At 65.1% G+C, this 21,678-nt stretch carries 13 protein-coding genes and 1 pseudogene; 2 read left to right on the forward strand and 12 right to left on the reverse strand.

The features are described 5' to 3' along the window. Positions 1–54: 54 nt before the first annotated feature. From C380_RS24040 to C380_RS13100, 5 genes are all read right to left on the reverse strand, one after another. Positions 55–3,216, reverse strand: coding sequence for an EAL domain-containing protein (locus C380_RS24040; protein ID WP_051022533.1), 3,162 nt, complete (start codon positions 3,214–3,216; stop codon positions 55–57). Positions 3,217–3,509: 293 nt separating this feature from the next. Further along, on the reverse strand, positions 3,510–4,046 hold the full coding sequence (locus tag C380_RS25875; RefSeq protein ID WP_015014333.1) for an IS30 family transposase: 537 nt from the start codon (positions 4,044–4,046) through the stop codon (positions 3,510–3,512). Next, a complete protein-coding gene (locus C380_RS25880; protein ID WP_015011973.1) occupies positions 3,941–4,480 on the reverse strand; it encodes a helix-turn-helix domain-containing protein in 540 nt (179 codons plus the stop codon). Before C380_RS25880 ends, C380_RS25875 begins: the two co-directional genes overlap by 106 nt. A 150-nt stretch (positions 4,481–4,630) precedes the next feature. Further along, positions 4,631–5,056, reverse strand: coding sequence for a thioesterase family protein (locus C380_RS13095; protein ID WP_015014334.1), 426 nt, complete (start codon positions 5,054–5,056; stop codon positions 4,631–4,633). 20 nt (positions 5,057–5,076) lie between these two features. Further along, positions 5,077–5,859, reverse strand: a complete 783-nt coding sequence (locus C380_RS13100; protein WP_015014335.1) for an SDR family oxidoreductase — start codon at positions 5,857–5,859, stop codon at positions 5,077–5,079. A 139-nt stretch (positions 5,860–5,998) separates the two neighbouring features. Between C380_RS13100 and C380_RS13105 the strand changes: the two genes are divergently transcribed. After that, the gene (locus C380_RS13105; RefSeq protein WP_015014336.1) at positions 5,999–7,699 is read left to right on the forward strand and encodes an electron transfer flavoprotein-ubiquinone oxidoreductase; all 1,701 of its coding nucleotides are present in this window, start codon (positions 5,999–6,001) and stop codon (positions 7,697–7,699) included. A 96-nt stretch (positions 7,700–7,795) separates the two neighbouring features. Here C380_RS13105 and C380_RS13110 read toward each other — a convergent pair whose 3' ends face one another. From C380_RS13110 to hrpA, 7 genes and pseudogenes are all read right to left on the reverse strand, one after another. Beyond that, positions 7,796–9,469 (reverse strand): methyl-accepting chemotaxis protein, encoded by a 1,674-nt coding sequence (locus C380_RS13110; protein ID WP_015014337.1) that lies wholly within the window; start codon positions 9,467–9,469, stop codon positions 7,796–7,798. A gap of 134 nt (positions 9,470–9,603) precedes the next feature. After that, positions 9,604–13,257, reverse strand: coding sequence for a hydantoinase B/oxoprolinase family protein (locus tag C380_RS13115; protein ID WP_015014338.1), 3,654 nt, complete (start codon positions 13,255–13,257; stop codon positions 9,604–9,606). Positions 13,258–13,305: 48 nt separating this feature from the next. Beyond that, positions 13,306–13,854 (reverse strand): hypothetical protein, encoded by a 549-nt coding sequence (locus C380_RS13120; protein ID WP_015014339.1) that lies wholly within the window; start codon positions 13,852–13,854, stop codon positions 13,306–13,308. A 31-nt stretch (positions 13,855–13,885) separates the two neighbouring features. Next, positions 13,886–14,851: a TRAP transporter substrate-binding protein gene (locus C380_RS13125; RefSeq protein WP_015014340.1), complete on the reverse strand. Its 966-nt coding sequence runs from the start codon at positions 14,849–14,851 to the stop codon at positions 13,886–13,888. A 42-nt stretch (positions 14,852–14,893) separates the two neighbouring features. Further along, on the reverse strand, positions 14,894–16,192 hold the full coding sequence (locus C380_RS13130) for a TRAP transporter large permease (protein ID WP_015014341.1): 1,299 nt from the start codon (positions 16,190–16,192) through the stop codon (positions 14,894–14,896). A gap of 21 nt (positions 16,193–16,213) precedes the next feature. Then, a complete protein-coding gene (locus C380_RS13135; protein ID WP_148279963.1) occupies positions 16,214–16,426 on the reverse strand; it encodes a hypothetical protein in 213 nt (70 codons plus the stop codon). A 19-nt stretch (positions 16,427–16,445) separates the two neighbouring features. After that, positions 16,446–19,418 (reverse strand): annotated as a pseudogene (gene hrpA / locus C380_RS25395) (ATP-dependent RNA helicase HrpA); the annotation flags it as partial. A 106-nt stretch (positions 19,419–19,524) separates the two neighbouring features. Between hrpA and C380_RS13145 the strand changes: the two are divergent. Then, entirely contained in the window at positions 19,525–21,408 is a 1,884-nt protein-coding gene (locus C380_RS13145; protein WP_015014344.1) for a serine hydrolase, read from the forward strand. The last annotated feature ends 270 nt before the right edge of the window (positions 21,409–21,678 follow it).

Raw genomic sequence — 21,678 nt, forward strand, 5'->3', positions numbered from 1 at the left:
TCTCGGTCGCCGCAGATGGCGCCGCCCCCTTCCTCGCTATCTCCGCCGAAGGCATCAGGCAGGCAAGCCAACGTCTTCCTGAGGCACCCAGGGCTGCTGCGCCCGCCACTGGTCCAGCCAGCCCGGCACCTGCTGCGCAGGCATGGGCCGTGCAATGCCATACCCCTGGCCCAGCACGCAGCCCATGGCCAGCAGCTTGCGGCCGTGAGCCACGGTATCTACACCCTCGGCAATCACCTTGCGATTGAAGGCCTTGGACAGGCCGACCACGCCCTGAACGATCGCCAAATCATCCCGGTCATCGAGCATGTCGCGCACAAAACTCTGGTCGATCTTGAGCAGCTCCGCGGGCAGCTTTTTCAGGTAGGTCAGCGACGAGTAGCCCGTCCCGAAATCGTCCAGCGCAAAACGCACGCCCAGCTCGGCACATGCGTGCATCAGGCCGGACACCTGGGCCATGTCCTGCAGCGCGCTGGTCTCCACGATCTCCAGCTCCAGCGCCGACGAAGGCACCGTGGGGTGAGCGGCCAGTGCCTGGCGCAGCTTGTGCACAAAGTCATCCTGCTGCAGCTGCCGGGAGAACACATTGACGCTGACCGGCAGGTGCAGCCCCGCCGCCAACCACTGCGCCATCTGCGACAAGGCCAGGTCCAGCACCCGCTCACCAATCGCAATGGCCAGGTCATGGTCTTCAATCACCGGCAGGAACTGGCCGGGCGCGAGCAGGCCCCGTTCGGGATGCAACCAGCGGACCAGCGCCTCCATGCCCACCACCTCGCCCGTCTGCATGTTGACCTGGGGCTGGTAGTACAGCACCAGCTGGTGCTGCGCAATGGCAGCGGCAATCTGGTCCAGGCTTTCGCGCTTGATGCGGATGGCGGCATCGCTGGCCACATCGAACAGGTGGAACCGGTTTTTGCCCGCCTGCTTGGCCAGGTACATGGCTTGGTCCGCATGCCGGATGAGCTGCTCCGAGCTGGAGCCGTCTTGCGGGTAGATGGTGACGCCGATGCTGGCGGAGACTTGCAAGGAGTTGCCGCCCACCTGCAACGGCTCTGCGGCCACCTGCAGCAGCCGCAGCAGCAGGGGTTCGCAGTCGTGCTCGGTCGACAGGTCGGACATGACGGCCACAAACTCGTCCCCGCCAATGCGCGCCAGCGTGTCGCCATCGCGCAGTGCCAACCGCAGGCGCTTGGCAATCGCCACCAGAAACTCGTCACCCGCCGCGTGGCCATAGCGGTCGTTGATGTCCTTGAAGCCGTCCAGGTCCAGAAAGGCCACCGCCAGCGACTTTTGGCGCCGCACGCAGTGCGCCATGGCCTGCTGCAGCCGGTCGGCCAGCAGCACGCGGTTGGGCAGGTGCGTCAGCATGTCAAAGTGCGCCACCTCGGCCAGTTGCTCGTTGATACGGCGCATCTGCGCGTTGGCGGCCTCCAACTCGGCCTGGCTGCGCAGGCGCTCCGTCATGTCGCGAACGATCATGCTGCTGTATTGGCGGCCCTCGCTGTCTCCGTAGATGCTGGAGCTGATCTCGGCCGTGAATCGGCTGCCATCGCCCCGGACCATGGTCAACAGGCCGGCCGCCTGCCCCATCTGCTCGCGCCGCCCGAGCAGCTCGTGCAGCCGGGGGTCGGTGGGGTCGGCCAGCCCCGCGCGTCCCCGGGCAATGATTTGCGCCTCGCTCAAGCCAAACAGGCGGCACGCCGCCCGATTCACGGCCAGCACGGTGCCATCGGGCGAGGTGAGCAGCACAGCGTCCATGCTGTTGTCAAACAACGCCTGGAACTTGAGTTCGCGGTCCTGCAGCTGCGACGTCAGCTTGCGCCGCATGGTGATGTCGACAAAGGTCACCACGATCTTGTCGAGCGCTCCCACCGGCGTGAACCAGGGGTCGGCACGGCACAGCACCCAGCAGATGTCGGCATCTTTGGAGCGAACAATGCCCACCACGATGCCGTTGACTGGTTCGCGGGTGGCAACCACGCGCGAGGCGGGGTAGTCAGACACCGGCATGGTCTGGCCTTCCTCGTTCAGGAAGGACCAGGCCGGATCGATCAGCTGTTTACCAGTCATCTGCTCAAAGCTGAGTCCCAGGAGGTTGCTGGCCTCGGCGTTGCACCGGACCACGGCACCCGTTGCATCGTGGATGACGAGGCCCGTCATCAGGTTGTCAATGAGGGACCGCTGCTCGATTTCACTGTCGCGAAGCACCTGCTCCACCACCTGCCGTTGGTCCTCGTTTTCTTTTTCGCGGCGGGCCAGGCGCAGCGACACGAACTTGATGAAGGCGAGCAGCAGCACGGTCAAGGCCAGCGGTGTGTCAATGCTCCGACCCCAGACCCGAAAGAACCGGTTCTCCGGCTGTGCCACAAAGACTGTCGCAGGCAACTGGTCGAGCCGATGGAACAGGTTGATGAAGTTCTGTCCATTCAGCAGTGCGTTGGGCCCTTCGACCCGCCCTTGCACAGGGAACTTCTGGGCGGTCAGATACCGGACGAGTGCCCCATCACGGCGCGTGCCATAGACCTCTTCCTTGGTGACCGAGACAGGCACGGGGTAGCGCGTCATCAGGTAGCCATCATCGCGCAGCACACCCACCGTGAGCTGCTGCACCAGCGGGGCGTCTTTCCAGAGCGACTCCAGAAAATCGACCGGGAACACATCCGTCAACACGGCCCGAGGCTGGCCCTGCGTGTCCCGCAGCACATAACTGAGCGTGAAAACCCAGCCCGGGCCCAGCATGTCTCTCTGGGGTCTCCCGAGGTAGACGTCGCGCAGGTCCCGAGCAACACGCACAACGTCTTGAAAGCTGGGCTGACTCGCCATGCTGGGCAGATCACGCAGGCTTGTGGTGTGGGATGAGGCCAGTAACTGACCGCTCAAGTCGCTCACAAAGGCTTGGCTGACTTCGGGGCGGTGCTTGCGGTAGTCCACCAACATCTGCTGTACCCGCGCCAAGTTGTCGAGGCCATCGGGCGAGATGGCAATGGCATCCGCCAGGCTGAACATACCAGCGCGTTTGGAAAGAAAAAAAGTGTCCAGCGTCCGCGTGAGCAACATCAGGTTGGACTGCATGTGCTGCTCTTCGCGCTCCTTGACCTGGCCCCACTCGTCAAAGGCGTACAGGCCCACCATCAAAAGAACCGACGCGATGACCAGATTTGTCACCTTGTGGATGCTGCTGGCAGCTGCGCTTGCTTGGATGGATAAGTTCATTCTCAGAAAGCACAAAACGGCACGTCGGTGCAGGGGGGCATTTCCCTCCCCGCTCTATTCGTTTTCTTCTGTTATCCCCCGAACCATCCTAACAGGTAACAAATTGAACAAGGGTACCCGGCGGGCGCTATTCATGCCGCCCGGCAGGCTTTCGGGTCCTGGCGCGCACCACGGTCCAGAGGGAGGGGGTTGCACATCGGCCGCACACCAAGCCTCACCAGCGCGAACACTATGTTTTTAATAGCACTTCAGGCATGAGATACCTGCGCTAGTGGCCAAATTGATCGGCGGTTTCAACAACGAAGTGCACCAGTCCCCAGTGTAAGTGGGGTCACTTTGTAGCCGTGGAACACCTCATGCGGAGTCTTCCAGCCCAAGCATCTGCGGGGTCGGTGGTTGAGCCGGTACACGGCTTGGAGCACCTCTTGCTCGCTGGCCTTGCCCAGATCGCTGCCCTTGGGGAAGTAGTGGCGTAGCAGCCCATTGTGGTTCTCGTTGAGTCCTCGCTGCCAGGGGCTGTGCGGGTCAGCAAAGTACACCTTCGTCTTTAGACGCCTATGTACCCACCTGTGATCGGCGAACTCCTTGCCGTTGTCCAGCGTCAGGGTGTGGCGGCGCTTGGGATGGGGCCTGAGCATTTCGATGATGGCCTGGCCCACCGGCTCGGCCTGGCGCCGCTGCACACGCTGCGCCAGTGTGTAGCGCGAGCGCCGCTCGGTCAGGGTCACCAGCCCTGCCAGCCCACCCGCACCCGAGACGATGGTGTCGCCCTCCCAATCCCCCAGGCGCGCTCGCTTGTCCACGATGGCGGGGCGCTGTGCGATACCCACGCGATCGCGCAGTTGCCCCGCACCCTGTGTGCCTTGCGCCGGCAATGGCCGCAACGCAGGCGCGGTGCAGCTTGTCCCATGCGGCGCAGCCGGTTGTAGATGCAGGTGTGGCTGATGCGCAGGCGCCTTTCCAGCCCCAGGCGGGCGGCTGCCTGCTGAGGCGACAGGTCCAGCTGCAGATACGACAGCACCAGCTCCCACTGGGCACCGTCAAAGCGCTGAGCGTTGGTCTGGCCGCTTTGGCGCGAGAGAGCCTGTTGATGGGCGTTGTGGGCTTGGTAGGCTGTGCTGGCGTCGCTGTTGCGCCGGATCTCGCGGGCAATGGTGCTGCGGTGGCGCCCCAGGCGCAGGGCTGTCTGTGTGATCGACAGCCCCACGTCGCGCAGGCATTGGATTTGGTAACGTTCGCTTTGGCTCAGATGGGTGTAGTTCATGGTGCACTTGGGTTGACTGGCAGGTCACACAAGTCATCTTCACTTACTTGTCTGGGCCTACCTTTTGGCAACGTGCACTTCGTTGTTGAAACCGCCATCTCAAAATAGGTGCTAGACACCCCCACCCGAGACACGGGGCCGGCCAGCGGATCAACCCGCCGTCACCAGCGCCCGCATCCAGTCCGGCAGCGGTGCCGCCTTCTGCTGCGGAAAATCCACCCAGATCGTCGTGGCACCGCCCGCCGCACAGATCACGCCCGGCTGGGCCACGCGTTCCATCGTGCCCCAGGTCTCGAACGTGGTGCGGCCCGGGTCGCTCACGTAAAGCTTGAGCAGCACGTCCGCCGGGTATTCGAGCTGCTTGTAAAAGTTGCAGAACGCATTGACGATGACCGGCCCCTGCCCGCGCGGGTCGGGGTTGCAGCCCACCGACACCATCCACTCGATGCGCGCGGTTTCGAGGTAGCGGAAGTACACGGTGTTGTTGACATGGCCCATTGCATCCATGTCGCCCCAGCGCACCGGGAACCGCATTTCAAAGACCAGCTTCTTGACCTCAGGGATTTCGATCTTCATACCCGCCCGTACCCCGGGGATCAGACCGCGAAGCCGTCATCGGCAGCGATCACCGCCCCGTTCACAAAATGGCTTTGGTCGCTGGCCAGCATGACCAGCAGCGCGTCCAGGTCCTGCGGCTGGCCCACGCGCTTGCGCGGCAGCATGTCCATGAGCTTCTTGCCCTGCTCGGTCTGCCAGTGGTGGTGGTTGATTTCCGTGTCGATGTAGCCGGGGCAAATGGCGTTCACGTTGATGCCGAACCGGCCCCACTCCAGGGCCATCGCCCGGGTCATCTGCACCACGGCAGCCTTGCTCATGCAATAGGCGCCGATCTGCGGCAGCACCTTCAGGCCCGCCATCGACGCGATGTTGATGATGCGCCCGCCCGTGAAGCTGCCCGGCGCTGCGCCGCGCGAGCGGGCCAGCATGCGCTTGCCCACCTCTTGCGCTACAAAGAAGGCGCCCTTCACGTTGGTGTCGAAAATGAAGTCGTAATCCTCGGGCGTCACGTCCTGGATGCGCTGCGTGGTGCTCACGCCCGAGTTGTTCACCAGGATGTCAATCGACCCCATTTCGGTCTCGGCATGGGCCACGGCGGACTTGATGGAGTCGTGGTCGGTCACGTCCAGCTCGATCACATGGGCGTCACCGCCCTCGCCTTCGATGCGAGCGCGCAACTCCTTGAGCTTTTCCACTCGGCGGCTGGCCAACACGACGCCTGCGCCCGCGCGGGCCAGCGTGCGGGCAAACTGTGCGCCCAGCCCGCTGGAGGCGCCCGTGATGAAGGCCACGCGGCCGGACAAGTCGATGCTGTATGCCATTTAGAGTCTCCCTACTGATCAAAATAGAACGGTCGTTCGATTGTCTATATTCCGTGAATACAATCAGTCGCCAGACAGACAGGGCGCGGTCGGCGCTCTGTAGAAAATAATCCATTATCAAACGCCCGACGAGAAGCCCATGACCAACGAAGAAATCCTCGCCCAATACGGCCCCCGCGAATCCATGGAATACGACGTGGTGGTCGTTGGCGGCGGCCCTGGCGGCCTTGCCACTGCGATCCGCCTGAAGCAACTCGCGGCCGAAAAAGGCCAGGACGTCTCGGTGGTGGTGCTGGAAAAAGGCTCCGAGCCCGGTGCGCACATCCTGTCGGGCGCCATCATGGACCCCAAGGCCCTGACCGAGCTGATCCCCGACTGGAAAAAACGCGGCGCTCCGCTGAACCAGCCCGTCACCGACGACGCCTACATCTTCCTGAGCGAAAAGTCGGGCTTCCGTGTGCCCAACATGTTCCTCCCGCCGTTTGCGCAGAACCACGGCAACTACATCATCAGCCTGGGCAACCTGACCAAGTGGCTGGGCGAACAGGCCGAAGCCCTGGGTGTGGAAATCTTCCCCGGCTTTACGGCCGCTGAAGTGCTCTACAACGACAACGGCTCCGTCAAGGGCGTGGCCACGGGCAACATGGGTATTGGCAAGGACGGCGAGCCCACCGAGAACTTCCAGCTCGGCATGGAGCTGCTGGGCAAGTACACCGTGTTTGCCGAAGGCGCACGCGGCCACCTGGGCAAGCAGCTGATTGCCAAGTTCCACCTCGACAAAGACCGCGACCCGCAAAGCTTCGGCATCGGCGTGAAGGAGCTGTGGGAGATTGACCCCAAGAAGCACCAGCCCGGCTTTGTGATGCACACCGCTGGCTGGCCCATGGAGAACGACACCTACGGCGGCGCCTTCCTGTACCACCTGGAGGGCAACAAGGTGGCCCTGGGCTTCGTCACCGGCCTGGGTTATGCCAACCCCTACCTGAGCCCGTTCGAGGAATTCCAGCGCTGGAAGACACACCCCAACGTCCGCTACTACTTCGAAAACGAAAAGGGCGAGATCACGGCCAAGCGCCTGTCCTACGGCGCACGTGCCATCAACGCCAGCGGCATCAACGCCCTGCCCAAGACGGTGTTCCCGGGCGGCGCACTGGTGGGCTGCAACGCGGGCTACCTGAACGTGGGCCGCATCAAGGGCAGCCACGCCGCCATCAAGACCGGCATGCTGGCCGCCGAAGCCGCTTATGACGCCGTGGTGGCAGGCCGCCAGCACGACGAACTGACGGCCTACCCCGAAGCCTTCGAAAAGAGCTGGCTGCACACCGAGCTGAACAAGGACCGCAACTTCAAGAACTGGTTCAAGTACGGCCTGACCACGGCCACGCTGATGAACGGCTTTGAGCAATTCGTGCTGCGCGGCCACATCCCCTGGACGCTGCACCGCGACAAGCCCGACCACGCGTACCTGAAGCCTGCGGCCGAGTGCAAGCCCATCGTCTACCCCAAGCCCGATGGCAAGCTCACGTTTGACCGCCTCTCCAGCGTGTTCATCAGCAACACCAACCACGAAGAGAACCAGCCCGCCCACCTCACGCTCAAGGACCCGAGCGTGCCGGTCAACATCAACCTGGCCAAGTACGCCGGCCCCGAGGCACGCTACTGCCCGGCGGGTGTGTACGAGTTTGTGCCCGACACGACCAAGGGCGGCGATGCCCAGCGCCTGCAGATCAACGCGCAAAACTGCGTGCACTGCAAGACCTGCGACATCAAGGACCCCACGCAGAACATCGTGTGGGTCACGCCGGAAGGCGGCGGTGGCCCGAACTACGCGGGCATGTAAGCACCGTCAAAATTCATAGCACCTTGCGCTTGAAGGGCCTGCACTGCAGGCCCTTTTTCATAGAAATCAGTCCGATCTGCAGCGCAATACCCCTCCTCATGCGGCTGCGCGCGTGAGCTGAAACCGCCCCATCGCACCCGCCAGCCGGTTGGCCTGGTCCTTGAGGCTCTGGGCCGCTGCGGCGCCCTGCTCCACCAGCGCGGCGTTCTGCTGCGTCATGTGGTCGAGCTGGTCCACCGCCTGGCTCACCTGGCCGATCTGCGTGCTCTGCTCGCTGCTGGCCTCGTTGATCTCGGACATCAGCGTGGTCACACGCTCCACGCTTTGCACGATGTCACCCATCGTGGAACCTGCGGTCACCACCAGCCGGGCGCCATCACTCACCTTGTCTACGCTGGTGGAGATCAGCGCCTTGATTTCGCGCGCCGCATTGGCGCTGCGCCCGGCCAGGCCGCGTACCTCGCTGGCCACCACGGCAAAGCCGCGCCCCTGCTCGCCCGCACGCGCCGCCTCCACGGCCGCATTGAGCGCGAGGATGTTGGTCTGGAACGCAATGCCGTCGATGATGCCCACGATGTCGGCGATCTTCTTGCTGCTGGCATTGATCTCTTCCATGGTCTTGACCACCTGGTTGACCACTTCGCCCCCCTTGCTGGCCACCTCGGTGGCATTGAGCGCCAGCGCATTGGCCTGGCGCGTGCTGTCGGCATTGGCGGCCACCATCTGCGCCAGCTGGGCAATGCTGGCCGCCGTCTGCTGCAGGTTGCTGGCCGCGTGCTCGGTGCGCATGCTCAGGTCGGTGTTGCCTGCGGCCACTTCGGAGCTGGCCACATGGATGGATTCGCCCGAGTCACGCACCTCGGTCACCACGTAGTGCAGTGACTCGACCATCTTGTCCAGCGCCGTGAGCAGCTGGCCGATCTCGTCGGTGCGCTGGGTTTGCATGCGCACCGTGAGGTCGCCCCGTGCCACCACAGCGGCAGCCTCGGAGGCCTGGCGCAGCGGCAACACAATGGAGCGCCGCAGCAGCCAGCCAAACAGCGCCGACAGCGCCACCACCACCAGCACCGCCACGGCGCTGATCCATTGCGCACGGGACGCGTCGGCAATCATGCTGTCGCCCGCGTTCAGGGAGGACTGCTCCGACGCTGCGAGCAACTGGTCAATGGACCGCAGGTATTGAGTCAACGCGGCGGCGTGCTCCTGCAGCTCCTTCTGGCTGATGATCTTGGCTTCGAGGGCGTTCTGCACCAGCGCGTCCCGCAACACGGCGTATTTCTGGCGCTCGGCCTGGGCCTGTGCCCACAGGGGCCTCGCGCTCTCGCTGGAAGATGCCTTGGTCAGCGCTTCATCAATGCGCTTGCGCATGGCGTCTTCGGCGGCGATCTGGTTGCGCATTTCGGCCACCAAGGGGAACACATCGGACGACAACGTGGCGCGCAACGCAATCTGGCCGATATAGACCGACTGAGTTTTCCAGTCACGCACGGTGCGCTCAATGGGCAGTTGCTCCGTGGTCAGCAACGTGGCCTGGCGGCTTGTGTCCTGCCCTGTGAGCCAGGTGGTGGCCCCCAGCAGCGCCACCGCAAAGCCCAGGATGCCAAAGCTGGTCGCCAGTTTCTGGCCCACGCTCAGAGTCCGGCGACGCCGGGCAGGAGCTGGGCTCTGGGCAGCGGCGTCTGGCACGGCACCGCTGAACTCCGCGTCGGCCGGTGCGGCGGAGAAGGCGGCGCCGCCAGGCGCCCCGGAAGTGGCGGGCAAATAGTTCATGAGCGTTCTCCTGTTTCATATCCCGCACCGTGCGGGGGTGGAAGCCGGTGGTGGCCAGCGCCGTGCACCGTGGGTCCTCGCTGACTCGCAGCACACAGCACCGGCCCCGCCGGGTGGGTCAGCAATCCATCACGTCAGGACGTGACACATTCGCCAAAGCCGCCACCGCCGGGGGTGGCGATCTCGAACACATCGCCCGGCTCCATCAGTGCCGCGCCAATGTGGCCCAGCTCCTCCACCTGGCCGTTGGCACGCAGCACGCGGTTGGCACCGGGCTTGCCGGGCTGGCCGCCCGCCATGCCAAAGGCGGGGTTCAGTCGCCCGTTGGACAGGATGCTGGCCGTCATCGCCTCCAGGAAACGCACGCGCCGCACGCCACCGTCCCCGCCCGCCCAGCGGCCTGCACCGCCCGAGCCGCGCTGGATCTCGTAGCTGTCGAGCACCACCGGGAAGCGGAACTCCAGCACCTCGGGGTCGGTGAGGCGCGAGTTGGTCATGTGGGTCTGGACCACGCTGGTGCCGTCAAAGCCGCGCACCGCACGGCCCGAGGCGTCCAGCACCGCACCCGCACCGCTGCCACCGGCAATGGTTTCGTAGTACTGGTACTGCGCATTGCCAAAGGTGAAGTTGTTCATGGTGGGCTGGCTGCCCGCCATCACGCCCAATGCGCCAAACAGCGCGTTGGTGATGCAGGTGGAGGTCTCCACATTGCCCGCCACCACCGAGGCCGGCGGGTTGGGGTTGAGCATGGAGCCTTGCGGAATGATCACCTGCAGGGGCTTGAGGCAACCGGCGTTGAGCGGGATGTCGTCGTCCACCAGCGTGCGGAACACATACAGCACGGCCGCCATGCACACGGCACGCGGGGCGTTGAAGTTGTTCATCTGCTGCGGGCTGGTGCCTGCAAAGTCGATGACCGCGCTGCGCTCGGCCACATTGACCTTGACCGACACGCTGATCTGTGCGCCGTTGTCCAGCGGCAGGGTGAAGCTGCCGTCCTTGAGCTGCGTGATCACACGGCGCACGGACTCTTCGGCGTTGTCCTGCACGTGGCGCATGTAGGCCTGCACAACATCCAGACCAAACTGGTCTACCATCTTCGACAGCTCCTGCACGCCCTTTTCGTTCGCCGCGATCTGTGCACGCAGGTCGGCCAGGTTCTGCTGCGGGTTCCGGCTGGGGTATGGCGTGGTGCCGCCGCCCGTGGCCAGCAGGGTGCGCACTTCCTCTTCCAGAAAGATGCCCCGGTCCACCAGCTTCACGTTGTTGATCTGCACGCCCTCCTCGTCGATGCGCGTGGAGAACGGAGGCATGGAACCTGGCGTGGTGCCGCCAATGTCCGCGTGGTGGCCCCGGCTGCCCACATAAAACGTGGGTTCGTTGCCCTCGGCCACGTACACCGGGGTGATCACCGTCACGTCCGGCAGATGGGTGCCACCGTGGTACGGGTCGTTGAGCATGTACACGTCGCCCGGGTGCATCTTGCCCGCGTTCTCGCGGATCACGGTCTTGATGCTCTCGCCCATGGACCCCAGGTGCACGGGCATGTGGGGCGCGTTGGCGATCAGGTTGCCTGCCGCGTCGAACAGCGCGCAGCTGAAGTCCAGCCGCTCCTTGATGTTCACCGAGTAGGCCGTGTTCTGCAGTTGCAGCCCCATCTGCTCGGCAATGTTCATGAACAGGTTGTTGAACACCTCCAGCAGCACCGGGTCCACGGTGGTGCCTGCGGCGTACTGCACCTTGCGGGCGGTCACGCGGTCCAGCACCAGGTGGTCCAGGTCGGTCAGGCGTGCAGACCAGCCGGGTTCCACCACGGTGGTGGTGTTCTTCTCGGCAATGATGGCGGGGCCGGGAATCACGTCGCCGGGGTGCAGGTCCTCGCGCACCACCAGGGCCGCGTCGTGCCAGGCGCCGCCCGAGTACATCTGGACCACCTCGCGCTGCGGGTGCTTGCGGTGTGGGTGCACGGGCAGGCGCGGCTCGGCAGGGGCGTCACCGGCAATCATGGCTTCGACCGACACGGCCTCCACCACCAGGCCCTTGCCGGCCATGAGGAAGGCAAAGCGCTGGCGGTAGGCGGCCTCAAAGGCTGCCTGGATGCTGGCCATGTCGCCAAACGGCACGACCAGGGCCGAATCCGTGCCCTCGTAGCGTACATGCACGTTGTGGCGCACCTGCACGGGGTTGGTGCTGACCTGCTGGCGCTCCAGCTCGGCCTGCGCGGCAGCGCCCAGCGTATCCAGGCGCTCGGCGATCAAGGGCAGAGATTCAGCCGCCAGCGGCATCTCCACCGCCTGCTCGCGGATCACGGTCTGGTCGGCCAGGCCCATGCCGTAGGCGCTGAGCACACCAGCCAAGGGGTGCACGAACACGCGCGACATGCCCAGCGCATCGGCCACCAGGCAAGCATGCTGGCCGCCTGCACCACCAAAGCACTGCAGGGTGTAGCGCGTCACGTCATAGCCGCGCGCCACGCTGATCTTCTTGATGGCGTTGGCCATCTGCTGCACGGCAATCTGGATGAAGCCTTCGGCCACTTCTTCGGGCTTACGCTGGGTCTGCGTCGCAATCTCTTCAAAGCGGGCGCGCACCGCGTCAGCGTCCAGCGTTTCGTTGGCTGCGGGGCCGAACATGCTGGGGAAATAACGGGGCTGCACCTTGCCCACCATCACGTTCGCATCGGTCACAGCCAGGGGGCCGCCACGGCGGTAGCTCACGGGGCCGGGGTTGGCGCCGGCGCTCTCGGGGCCCACGCGAAAACGGGCGCCATCGTAGGCCAGCACCGAGCCACCGCCCGCCGCCACCGTGTGGATGCTCATCATGGGAGCGCGCATGCGCACGCCCGCCACGTGGGTCTCAAACTCGCGCTCGAAGGCCCCGGCGTAGTGGCTCACATCGGTGGAGGTGCCGCCCATGTCGAAGCCGATGACCTTTTCGTGCCCAGCCAGGCCCGCCGTGCGCGCCATGCCGACGATGCCTCCTGCAGGGCCGGACAGGATCGCGTCCTTGCCCTGAAACGTGCCCGCATCGGTGAGCCCCCCCGAGGACTGCATGAAGAACAGCTTGACGCCCGGCATCTCGCTGGCCACCTGCTCCACGTAGCGGCGCAGGATGGGCGACAGGTAGGCATCGACCACCGTGGTATCGCCCCGGCTCACGAACTTCATCATGGGGCTGGTTTCGTGCGAGGTGCTGATTTGCGTGAAGCCCACTTCCTGGGCGATGCGCTTGGCCGCCTGCTCGTGCTGCGTGTAGCGGTAGCCGTGCATGAACACAATGGCCACGCTGCGCAGCCCGCGACCATAGGCGGCCAGCAGGTCACCGCGCAAAGTGGCTTCGTCCAGGTTCTGCAGCACGCCACCATGGGCGCCCATGCGTTCGCGGGCCTCGATGACTTCGGTGTAGAGCAGCTCGGGCAGCTGGATGTGGCGGTCAAACAGGCGCGGGCGGTTCTGGTACGCGATGCGCAGTGCATCGCGAAAGCCGCGTGTGGTGACCAGCAGCGTGGGCTCGCCCTTGCGCTCCAGCAGTGCGTTGGTGGCCACCGTGGTGCCCATCTTCACGCACTCCACCAGCGCGGGCGTGACGGACTCGCCAGGCTTCAGGCCCAGCAGGTGGCGGATGCCCGCCACGGCGGCATCCTTGTACTGCTCGGGGTTCTCGGACAACAGCTTGTGGGTGGTCAGGGAGCCATCGGGCCGCTTGGCCACGATGTCGGTGAACGTGCCGCCCCGGTCGATCCAGAACTGCCAGCGTGGGGTGTGCGTTTGGGGTGTCATGGTGGTCATGTGTAGTGGCTCCGAGATAAAAAATGGAAAGAGGTGGTGGCTGTGTGGCTAGGCGATGGCAAGGTGGGCGGGGGCCAGCCTTTGCATGACCTGCCACACGGCAGGAATGGGGGGAGCGGTGGCAAGGGCCCGCTCGACGGGGCACCAGGGGCCCGCCAAGGAGGCGGCCCAGGCCATCACGGGCAAGATGTCTACCGGCGGAAGGGTCTGCATGGTGTCGATCACGATGCGAAGCTCCTGCGCCAGGCGGTTGCCAGGGGCAAATCGCCAGTGGTATCGGCCGCCAGTCACGCACACGGCGCGGTTGTCCTTGGCCGTCATGGCAGACAGCCACAGGCAGTGAAAGTCTGTGCAGGCCGGTGCCGGGGGATCGGTCAGGCAAAAGGTGTAGGCGTTTTCATAGGCACGGCCAAAGTTGCGCACCAGGGTCTCGGCAATGGCCTCGCGGCCCAGGGTGCATGCTGGGACCTGCTCGTCGCCCTGGCGCATTTCCATCTGCAGCAGCGCACCACCGGCAAAGGCTTGCGCAATGAGGTGCGGGCGATTGAGATCCTTGGCGCGCAGGTACATCTCGATGGTGTCCGAGGGTGTGTGCATGGTGCTTCTCCTGAAAGACTTGCAGGAAAGGTCAGCGCTGCGTGTAGTAAGGGATGAAGATCTGGTTGGCCTCGCTGCCCACCGAGCGCACCCACTCGCGCGAGAAGCGTTCGCCCAGGCGCTTGAGTTCGGCATCAAAATCCGCTGGCGCACGATCCACCTTGATGCCCTTGCGTTGCAGCTCGGCCACCGACTCTTCGGCCACCGCAGCGCTCATGGCCCAGCCGCGCGTCTCGGCCTCGGCGGCGGCCTTCGTCACCGCCTGGCGTGTGGGTGCAGGCAGTGCGTCAAAAGCCTGCTGGTTCACAAAAACGATGTTCTTGGGAAACCAGGCGTTGATGCCGTAGTACTGCTTGATCTGGCCCCAGACCTGGTTCTCGACCCCCGTGAGGGCCGAAGTGATCATGGAGTCGAGCTTGCCAGCCGACAGGGCCTGGTTCACCTCCACCATGGGCACATCCACGGGCGTGGCGCCCAGCAGCTCGGCAATGCGCACGGTGCCGGGGTTGTAGGTGCGCATGCGCGTGCCCTTGAAGTCGGCGGACGAGCGCACGGGGTTGATCGAGAACAGCCCCTGCGGCGGCCAGGGCACTGCGTACAGCGCCTTGAGCCCCTTGCTGGCCATGTGCGACTCGATCAACGGCCGCTGCACGTCCCACATGCGCCGCGCGTCGGCATAGCTGCGCACCACAAAGGGCACGGCGTCCGCCCCGGCGATGGGGATGTCTCGCACCAGGTTGGTCATGATGGTCTCTCCCGCCTGGGCCTTGCCCTCCTGCACGGCCTGGGGAATCTCGTTCAGCTTGAACAAGGCGTTGTTGGCATGGACCTCGATGCGCAGCGCGCCTGCCGAGGCACGTTCCACGTCTTGCGCAAACTGCACGAGATTGCGGGTATGAAACGACTCCGCGCGGTAGCCCGTGGCCAGCTTCCACTGGGTCTGAGCGTGCAGCACCGGGGCCACGGCGAACGCGGCCAACAACACCAAGGTCTTCATGGGGAACTCCTGTGCGGACGTTTCAGGCGTGGGTGCTGGGGGTCAGCCCTGCATCTGGCGGGGCAGCCAGAGCACGACATCGGGCACGAAGTACGTCATCACGACGGCCACGATCATCAGAGCGAACAGAGGCAAGGCCGTGCGCGCAATCCAGGTCACTTCGCGCCGCGTCATGCCCTGCAACACGAAGAGGTTGAAGCCCACGGGCGGCGTGATCTGCGCCATCTCGACCACCAGCACGATGAAGATGCCGAACCACACCAGGTCAAAGCCTGCAGCCTCCACCGTGGGCAGCAGCACCGCGATGGTCAGCACCACCATGGAGATGCCGTCCAGGAAGCAGCCCAGCACAATGAAGAACACGATGAGCAGCAGCATCAGCGCAAAGGGCGACAGGCGCAGCGCCCCGATGAACTCGGCCAAGTGCCGTGGCAGGCCGATGAAACCCATGGCCAGCGTGAGGAACGCGGCACCGGCCAGGATGAGGCCGATCATGCAGTACACGCGGCAGGCGGCGACCAGCCCTTCCTTGAAGCGCTCCCAGTTCAGCGAGCCCTCGATCTTGGCCAGGATCAACGACCCGGCGACACCCAGCGCCGCAGCTTCGGTAGCGGTGGCAATGCCGCTGTAGATGGCGCCTAGCACCACGACGATGAGCGACACGACGGGAATCAGGTGGCGGGAGGCATACAGCTTTTGCACAAAGCTGAGACGGGCATCAGGCGCCGGCACCTTGTCCTTGTTGAACAAGGCCCACACCACGATGTAGCCCATGAACAGCGCAGCCAGCATCAACCCCGGAATCACCCCTGCAAGGAATAGCTTGGAGATCGACACGTTTGCTGCCACGCCGTAGACGATCATGATGATCGATGGCGGAATCAGCAGCCCGAGCGTGCCCGCACCGGCCAATGTGCCCACGGAGATGTCTTCGGGATAGCCGCGCTGCTTGAGTTCAGGCAGCGTGATCTTGCCGATGGTGGCGCAGGTGGCGGCCGATGAGCCCGAGATGGCTGCGAAGATGGTGCAGCCCACCACGTTGACGTGCAGCAGGCGGCCGGGCAAGCGCTCCAGCCAGGGCGCCAGGCCCTTGAACATGCTGCTCGACAGCTTGCTGCGGAACAGGATCTCGCCCATCCACAAAAACAGCGGCAAAGCCGTCAGCGTCCAGCTGGAGGTCGACCCCCAGATGGTCAGCATCATGCTGTCGCCCACCGGGCGGTTGGTAAAAAACTCCATGCCGACCAAAGCCACTGCCAGTAGTGACAGGCCGATCCACAGGCCCGATCCGAGCACTGCGAACAGCACCACGATCAGACCCAAAGCGATGATGACGTCCATGATGAGGTCTCCTGGATCGGGTTATTCGGAACGTGCGGCTTCGGACACCGCCATGAAGGCCGTCCCCTGGAAGCGCAACACCAGCGCATGGGCAAACGCCAGCGCAAAACCAATGCAGCCCATGGCCATGCTGATCTGGGGAATCCACAGCGGTGACGCGTCAGCCGCAGGCGAGATGTCATGGGTGATGTAGGAGATCCACACCGAACGCACGGCATAGCAGGCGATGTACACGGACAGCACCAGCGCGCTGATACAGATGTGGGCTGAGCATGTCGAGCTTGAAGTCGGCGCGCTTCACGTCCAGCGAGGTTTCGTCGCGCACCTGCTTGAGCAACACATCGGTCAGGCTGCCCGTGCCAAAGCGCTCGGGCGCACCCAGCAGCTCGGCCAGGCGCGTGGCAGATTCGGGCAGCGGCACAAAGCGGCTGCGCGGGCGCTGGGGCAGGCTTTTGAGCAGGGCCTGGATCTTGTCCTTCAGCATGCCGGGCACCAGCCATTCGCAGCGCTCTTCGCTCACCTGGTTGAGCACAAAGAGCGGGATGGTAACGGTGATGCCGTCACGCGCATCGCCGGGCTCGTGTAGGTAGCTCGCAGCGCAGTCCACGCCGCCCAGGCGCACCGTCTTGGGAAAGGCGTTGGTGGTGATGCCTGCAGCCTCGTGGCGCATCAGCTCTTCGCGGGTGAGCTTGAGCAGGTCGGGTTGCTTTTTGCTTTCGTCGCGGTACCAGGCCTCAAAGCTATGGCCGCTGCACACTTCGGGCGGCAGTTGCTGGTCGTAGAAGGCGTAGATGAGTTCGTCGTCCACCAGCACATCCTGGCGGCGGGACTTGTGCTCCAGCTCTTCGACCTTGGCGATCATCTTCTGGTTGGCGGCCAAAAACGGCAGGCGCGTCTCCCAGTTACCGCCCACCAGGGCTTCGCGGATGAACACCTCGCGCGCGGCGTGCGGGTCTACCTTGCCGAAGTTCACGCGGCGGTTGTTGTAGACCACGATGCCGTAGAGCGTGGCGCGCTCCAGCGCGACGACCTCGGCAGACTTCTTCTCCCAGTGCGGGTCCAGCAGTTGCTTCTTCAGCAAGTGGCCGCCGATCTGCTCCAGCCACTGCGGCTCAATCGCAGCGATGCCCCGGCCGAACAGGCGCGTGGTCTCGACCAGTTCCGACGCGATGATCCAGCGGCCGGGCTTCTTGTTGAGGTGCGCGCCCGGGTGCTTGTAGAACTTGATGCCACGCGCGCCCAGGTACCAGTCCTCCTCGTCGCTTTTGCAGCCGACGTTACCCAGCAGCCCGGCCAGCATGGACAGGTGCAGTTGCTCGTAGCTGGCGGGCTGGGTGTTGATCTGCCACTTGTGCTCGGTCACCACTGTGAGCAGCTGGGTGTGGATGTCGCGCCACTCGCGCAGGCGGCGGATGCTGATGAAGTTCTGGCGCAGCAACTGCTCGTACTGGCGGTTGCTGAGTTTGTGGGTGGCGGCTGGGGCGGCGGGTATTGCTGCTGCAGCAGCCGCTGCAGGCGCGCCGCCGCGCCGCTCCACGGGCAGGTACGCCTGCGACGGCGCCTTCTGCGCGGCCATGGCTTTTTGGGCACGGGCCGACGGCAAGCTGGGCGCCCCGCCCCGGGCCTCGTTGATCCACTTCCACAGCTTCAGATACCCGCTGAACTCGCTCTTGTCGTCGTCGAACTTGGCGTGCGCCTGGTCGGCCTGCTGCTGCGCTTCCATAGGACGGTCGCGCACGTCCTGCACGCTCAGGGCGCTGGCAATGATGAGCACCTCGTCCAGCGCCTTGCGGTCGCGCGCCTCGATGATCATGCGGCCCACGCGCGGGTCCAGCGGCAAGCGCGACAGCTCCACGCCCACGGACGTGAGTTCGTTGGCGTCGTCCACCGCGCCCAGCTCGGCCAGCAGCTGGTAGCCGTCGGCAATCGCGCGGCCCGAGGGCGCCTCGATGAACGGAAACTGAGTGACGTCGCCCAGGTGCAGCGACTTCATGCGCAGGATGACGCCGGCCAGCGAGCTACGCAAAATTTCGGGGTCGGTAAAGCGCGGGCGGCTGTTGAAGTCTGCCTCGTCATACAGGCGGATGCAGATGCCGTTGGCCACCCGGCCGCACCGGCCCGCGCGCTGGTTGGCGGCGGCCTGGCTGATGGGCTCGACCAGCAGCTGCTCCACCTTGCTACGGAAAGAGTAGCGCTTGACGCGCGCTGTGCCTGCGTCAATGACGTATCGGATGCCCGGCACCGTGAGCGAGGTCTCGGCCACGTTGGTCGCCAGCACGATGCGGCGGCCCGTGTGGCCGTCAAAGATGCGATCCTGCTCGGCTTGCGACAGGCGCGCGAACAGCGGCAACACCTCGGCATTGCGCATCACTGGCTGGTGCGACAGGTGCTTGCGCAAATGGTCTGCCGCCTCGCGGATCTCGCGCTCGCCGGGCAAAAAGACCAGGATGTCGCCCGCCGCGTTGCCCTGCCACAGCTCATCCACGCCATCGGCAATGGCCTCGTTCAGACCGTAGTCGCGGCTTTCTTCAAACGGGCGGTAGCGTTGCTCGACCGGGAAGGTGCGGCCCGACACCATGATGACCGGCGCTGGACCTTTAGCGGATTCGAAGTGCTTGGCAAACCGGTCGGCATCAATGGTGGCCGAGGTGACGATGACCTTCAGATCCGGCCTGCGGGGCAGAATCTGGCGGATGTAGCCCAGCAAGAAGTCGATGTTGAGGCTGCGTTCGTGCGCCTCGTCGATGATGATGGTGTCGTAGGCCTTGAGCAGCGGGTCGGTCTGCGTCTCGGCCAGCAGGATGCCGTCGGTCATCAGCTTGACGGACGCATCGCGGCTCAAGCGGTCCTGAAACCGCACCTTGAAGCCCACCACGTCGCCCAGCGGCGTGTTCAGCTCTTCGGCAATGCGCTTGGCCACGCTGCTGGCGGCAATGCGGCGCGGCTGGGTGTGGCCAATCAGCTGCCCTTTCTGTCCGGGGTTGGCATTGCACTTGCCACGTCCCAACGCCAGCGCGATCTTGGGCAGCTGCGTGGTCTTGCCCGACCCCGTCTCACCACACACGATGATGACCTGGTGCTTGGTGATGGCCTCCATGATCTCGTCGCGCTTGCCCGAAACGGGCAGGGAATCAGGAAAAGTGATGCGCAGCGGCGTGGTGGCAGAGGCGGCAGGGGCGGCGCGGGAGGCGGGTGGCGTGGGGGGGAGAGGCGCGGATTCGGTCATGAAGGCACGCATTATCCGAGAGCCGGGGTTTTCGGTATGTAATGCGCACACCTTCTCCACCGCGCGGCGATGTCTCCGTGGCCGGTGGGCCCCTTGGAACAACCGCATGCCCTTGCAGACATCTGCCCCCACACCCGCTGCCGACGACCACGCCGCAACTCGCCACCCACCCCGCTCCCCGTCCCGCCGCGACTGGATGGCATGGGCGGGCACCACCGCAGTGGCACCTTGGCTGCCAGGCTGCGGTGGCAGCAACAACCCGGGGCCCCAGCTGCCAGCCACCATGGCCTGGGGCCGCCAGGAGATCCGGCAGGCCATGCAGGCCAGCCGGGCGCGGGCGGCATCGATTGCGCTGCTGCAAGGCGAGCGCCTGGTCTGGCAGGAGGCGTTTGGCGTGCTGGACGACAGCACCCGCACGCCTGCCACCCCCGATACGCGCTTCAACGTGGGCTCTGTGAGCAAGGTGCTGGCGGCACTGGCCGTGATGGTTCTGGTGGACCGCCAGCTGGTGGAACTGGACGCACCCGTGCTGCACTACCTGCCGCAGTTCGCCATGCTGTCCCCGGGCTACCGCGACATCACGGTGCGGCACCTGCTGAACCATGCGTCGGGGCTGCCCGGCACCCACACCCACAACCTGTTTTCGTTTGCCCCGCAACCGGGCTATGCGGCCGAACTAGAGGCTGCATTGGCCGACGTGCACCTGAAGCACGCGCCCGGCGCCATGGCGGTGTACTGCAACGATGGTTTCACCCTCGTCGAGCGCATCGTGCTCGCGGTCACCGGGCAGGCCTATCCGGCGTTCGTGCAGTCGGCCATCCTCAACCCGCTGGGCATGGCGCGGTCGGGCTACACGCTGCAGCCCCTGCCCCCAGGCAGCTTTGCCCACGGCTACATCGGTGATGCCCGCCAGGGCCAGGAGTTTGTGATGGGCTACGCCACCAGCGGGCTGTGCACCACCCCGGGCGACATGATGAAGCTGGCCGCCCTGCTGATGCGGGGAGGTGAACTGGACGGCCAGCGCATCGTCTCGAAAGCCGCCGTGACCGAAATGGGCAGCACGCAGCACCAGGACATGCGCCTGAGCCACCTCACCCCCGACTGGCACGCGGGCCTTGGCTGGGACAGCACCCAGCACCCGGGACTGGACGCCGCAGGCTTTGTGGCCTGGCAAAAGAGCGGCAACACGATGTTCTACGCCAGCGACTTCTACGTGCTGCCGCAAGCGGGCCTGGCGCTGCTGATCACTGGCAGTGCGCCCGGCTTCAAGCCGGGACCCGTTGCCGAAGGCATCCTGCTGCGCGCGCTGCACGAAATAGGGCAGCTGCGCATGCTGCCACCCAAGGTATCGGCGGCCTTCCCGGCGCAGGCCACCATCTCCTCCAGCGCGGTGGACGCCCTGCTAGGCATCTACGGCTGCTCCGCACGTCCCATCAAAGCCAGCTCGCCCGACAGCCAGCAGGTGGATTTGTCGATCTGGTCCGCCAAGGCCCAAGGATGGGAGTCCCTGTGCACCGGGCTGCGCCTGTGCAGCGATGGCTGGTGGTGGTCGGACGCCCAGCCCCGCACGCAGTACCGCTGGGAGCAGGTCGAAGGCCGCCGCTACCTGCTTGCGCGCGAGACAGCCACGGCCGGGCACTACGGGGTTGCCACGACGGTGGCACAGCAGATGCAGCGGGCCCCCGCACCGCTCCCGCCGCAGTGGTCGGCGCGGCTGGGCAGCACGTGGCTGCTGGCCAACGAGGCGCCCGACTCCATCCCGCTGGCCATGGGCGTGGGGGCCGCCTCCCTGCAGGAGCTGCCAGACCTGCCCGGCTACCTGCTCTGGGACGACAGGCAGTTCCTGCTCCCCCTGTCGGCAGACCGCGCGGGCATGGCGGTGCAGGTGCCCCACAACGCGGGCCGCGACCTGGTGGAGCTGGTGGTGCACACGCACGACAAGGACGAGTGGGTGCACGCCGCAGGCTGGATGTATCGCCGCCACGATTGAGCCGCCCTGCCCCCGTGCAATGTGCGGGCAATGCGCACACACTGTGCGTTTTGTGCGACACATCGGCCAGCGCCGCGCCCCCTGCGCTTGCCACGCGCAGCACGCCTCGCCACAATCGCGCCTTCTTTCAGCACTGCGCGGCCATGTCGGCCAGCCCCTGAGAGCCCTGGAGGTCACCGCTATGTTTGTTCCCTTGTTCGCTCCCGCCTGACCACTGTCCACCGCCCCGGCTGGACTGTGTTTTCACGCATCCAGCCACGGCAGACAAGC

The sequence above is a fragment of the Acidovorax sp. KKS102 genome (genome assembly GCF_000302535.1).
GTDB lineage: Bacteria > Pseudomonadota > Gammaproteobacteria > Burkholderiales > Burkholderiaceae_C > Acidovorax.

Coding starts and splice junctions, on each gene's coding strand:
- C380_RS24040 (WP_051022533.1), bottom strand. CDS start 3,216: ATGAACTTATCCATCCAAGCAAGCGCAGCTGCCAGCAGCATCCACAAG.
- C380_RS25880 (WP_015011973.1), bottom strand. CDS start 4,480: ATGAACTACACCCATCTGAGCCAAAGCGAACGTTACCAAATCCAATGC.
- C380_RS13095 (WP_015014334.1), bottom strand. CDS start 5,056: ATGAAGATCGAAATCCCTGAGGTCAAGAAGCTGGTCTTTGAAATGCGG.
- C380_RS13100 (WP_015014335.1), bottom strand. CDS start 5,859: ATGGCATACAGCATCGACTTGTCCGGCCGCGTGGCCTTCATCACGGGC.
- C380_RS13105 (WP_015014336.1), top strand. CDS start 5,999: ATGACCAACGAAGAAATCCTCGCCCAATACGGCCCCCGCGAATCCATG.
- C380_RS13110 (WP_015014337.1), bottom strand. CDS start 9,469: ATGAACTATTTGCCCGCCACTTCCGGGGCGCCTGGCGGCGCCGCCTTC.
- C380_RS13115 (WP_015014338.1), bottom strand. CDS start 13,257: ATGACCACCATGACACCCCAAACGCACACCCCACGCTGGCAGTTCTGG.
- C380_RS13120 (WP_015014339.1), bottom strand. CDS start 13,854: ATGCACACACCCTCGGACACCATCGAGATGTACCTGCGCGCCAAGGAT.
- C380_RS13125 (WP_015014340.1), bottom strand. CDS start 14,851: ATGAAGACCTTGGTGTTGTTGGCCGCGTTCGCCGTGGCCCCGGTGCTG.
- C380_RS13130 (WP_015014341.1), bottom strand. CDS start 16,192: ATGGACGTCATCATCGCTTTGGGTCTGATCGTGGTGCTGTTCGCAGTG.
- C380_RS13145 (WP_015014344.1), top strand. CDS start 19,525: ATGCCCTTGCAGACATCTGCCCCCACACCCGCTGCCGACGACCACGCC.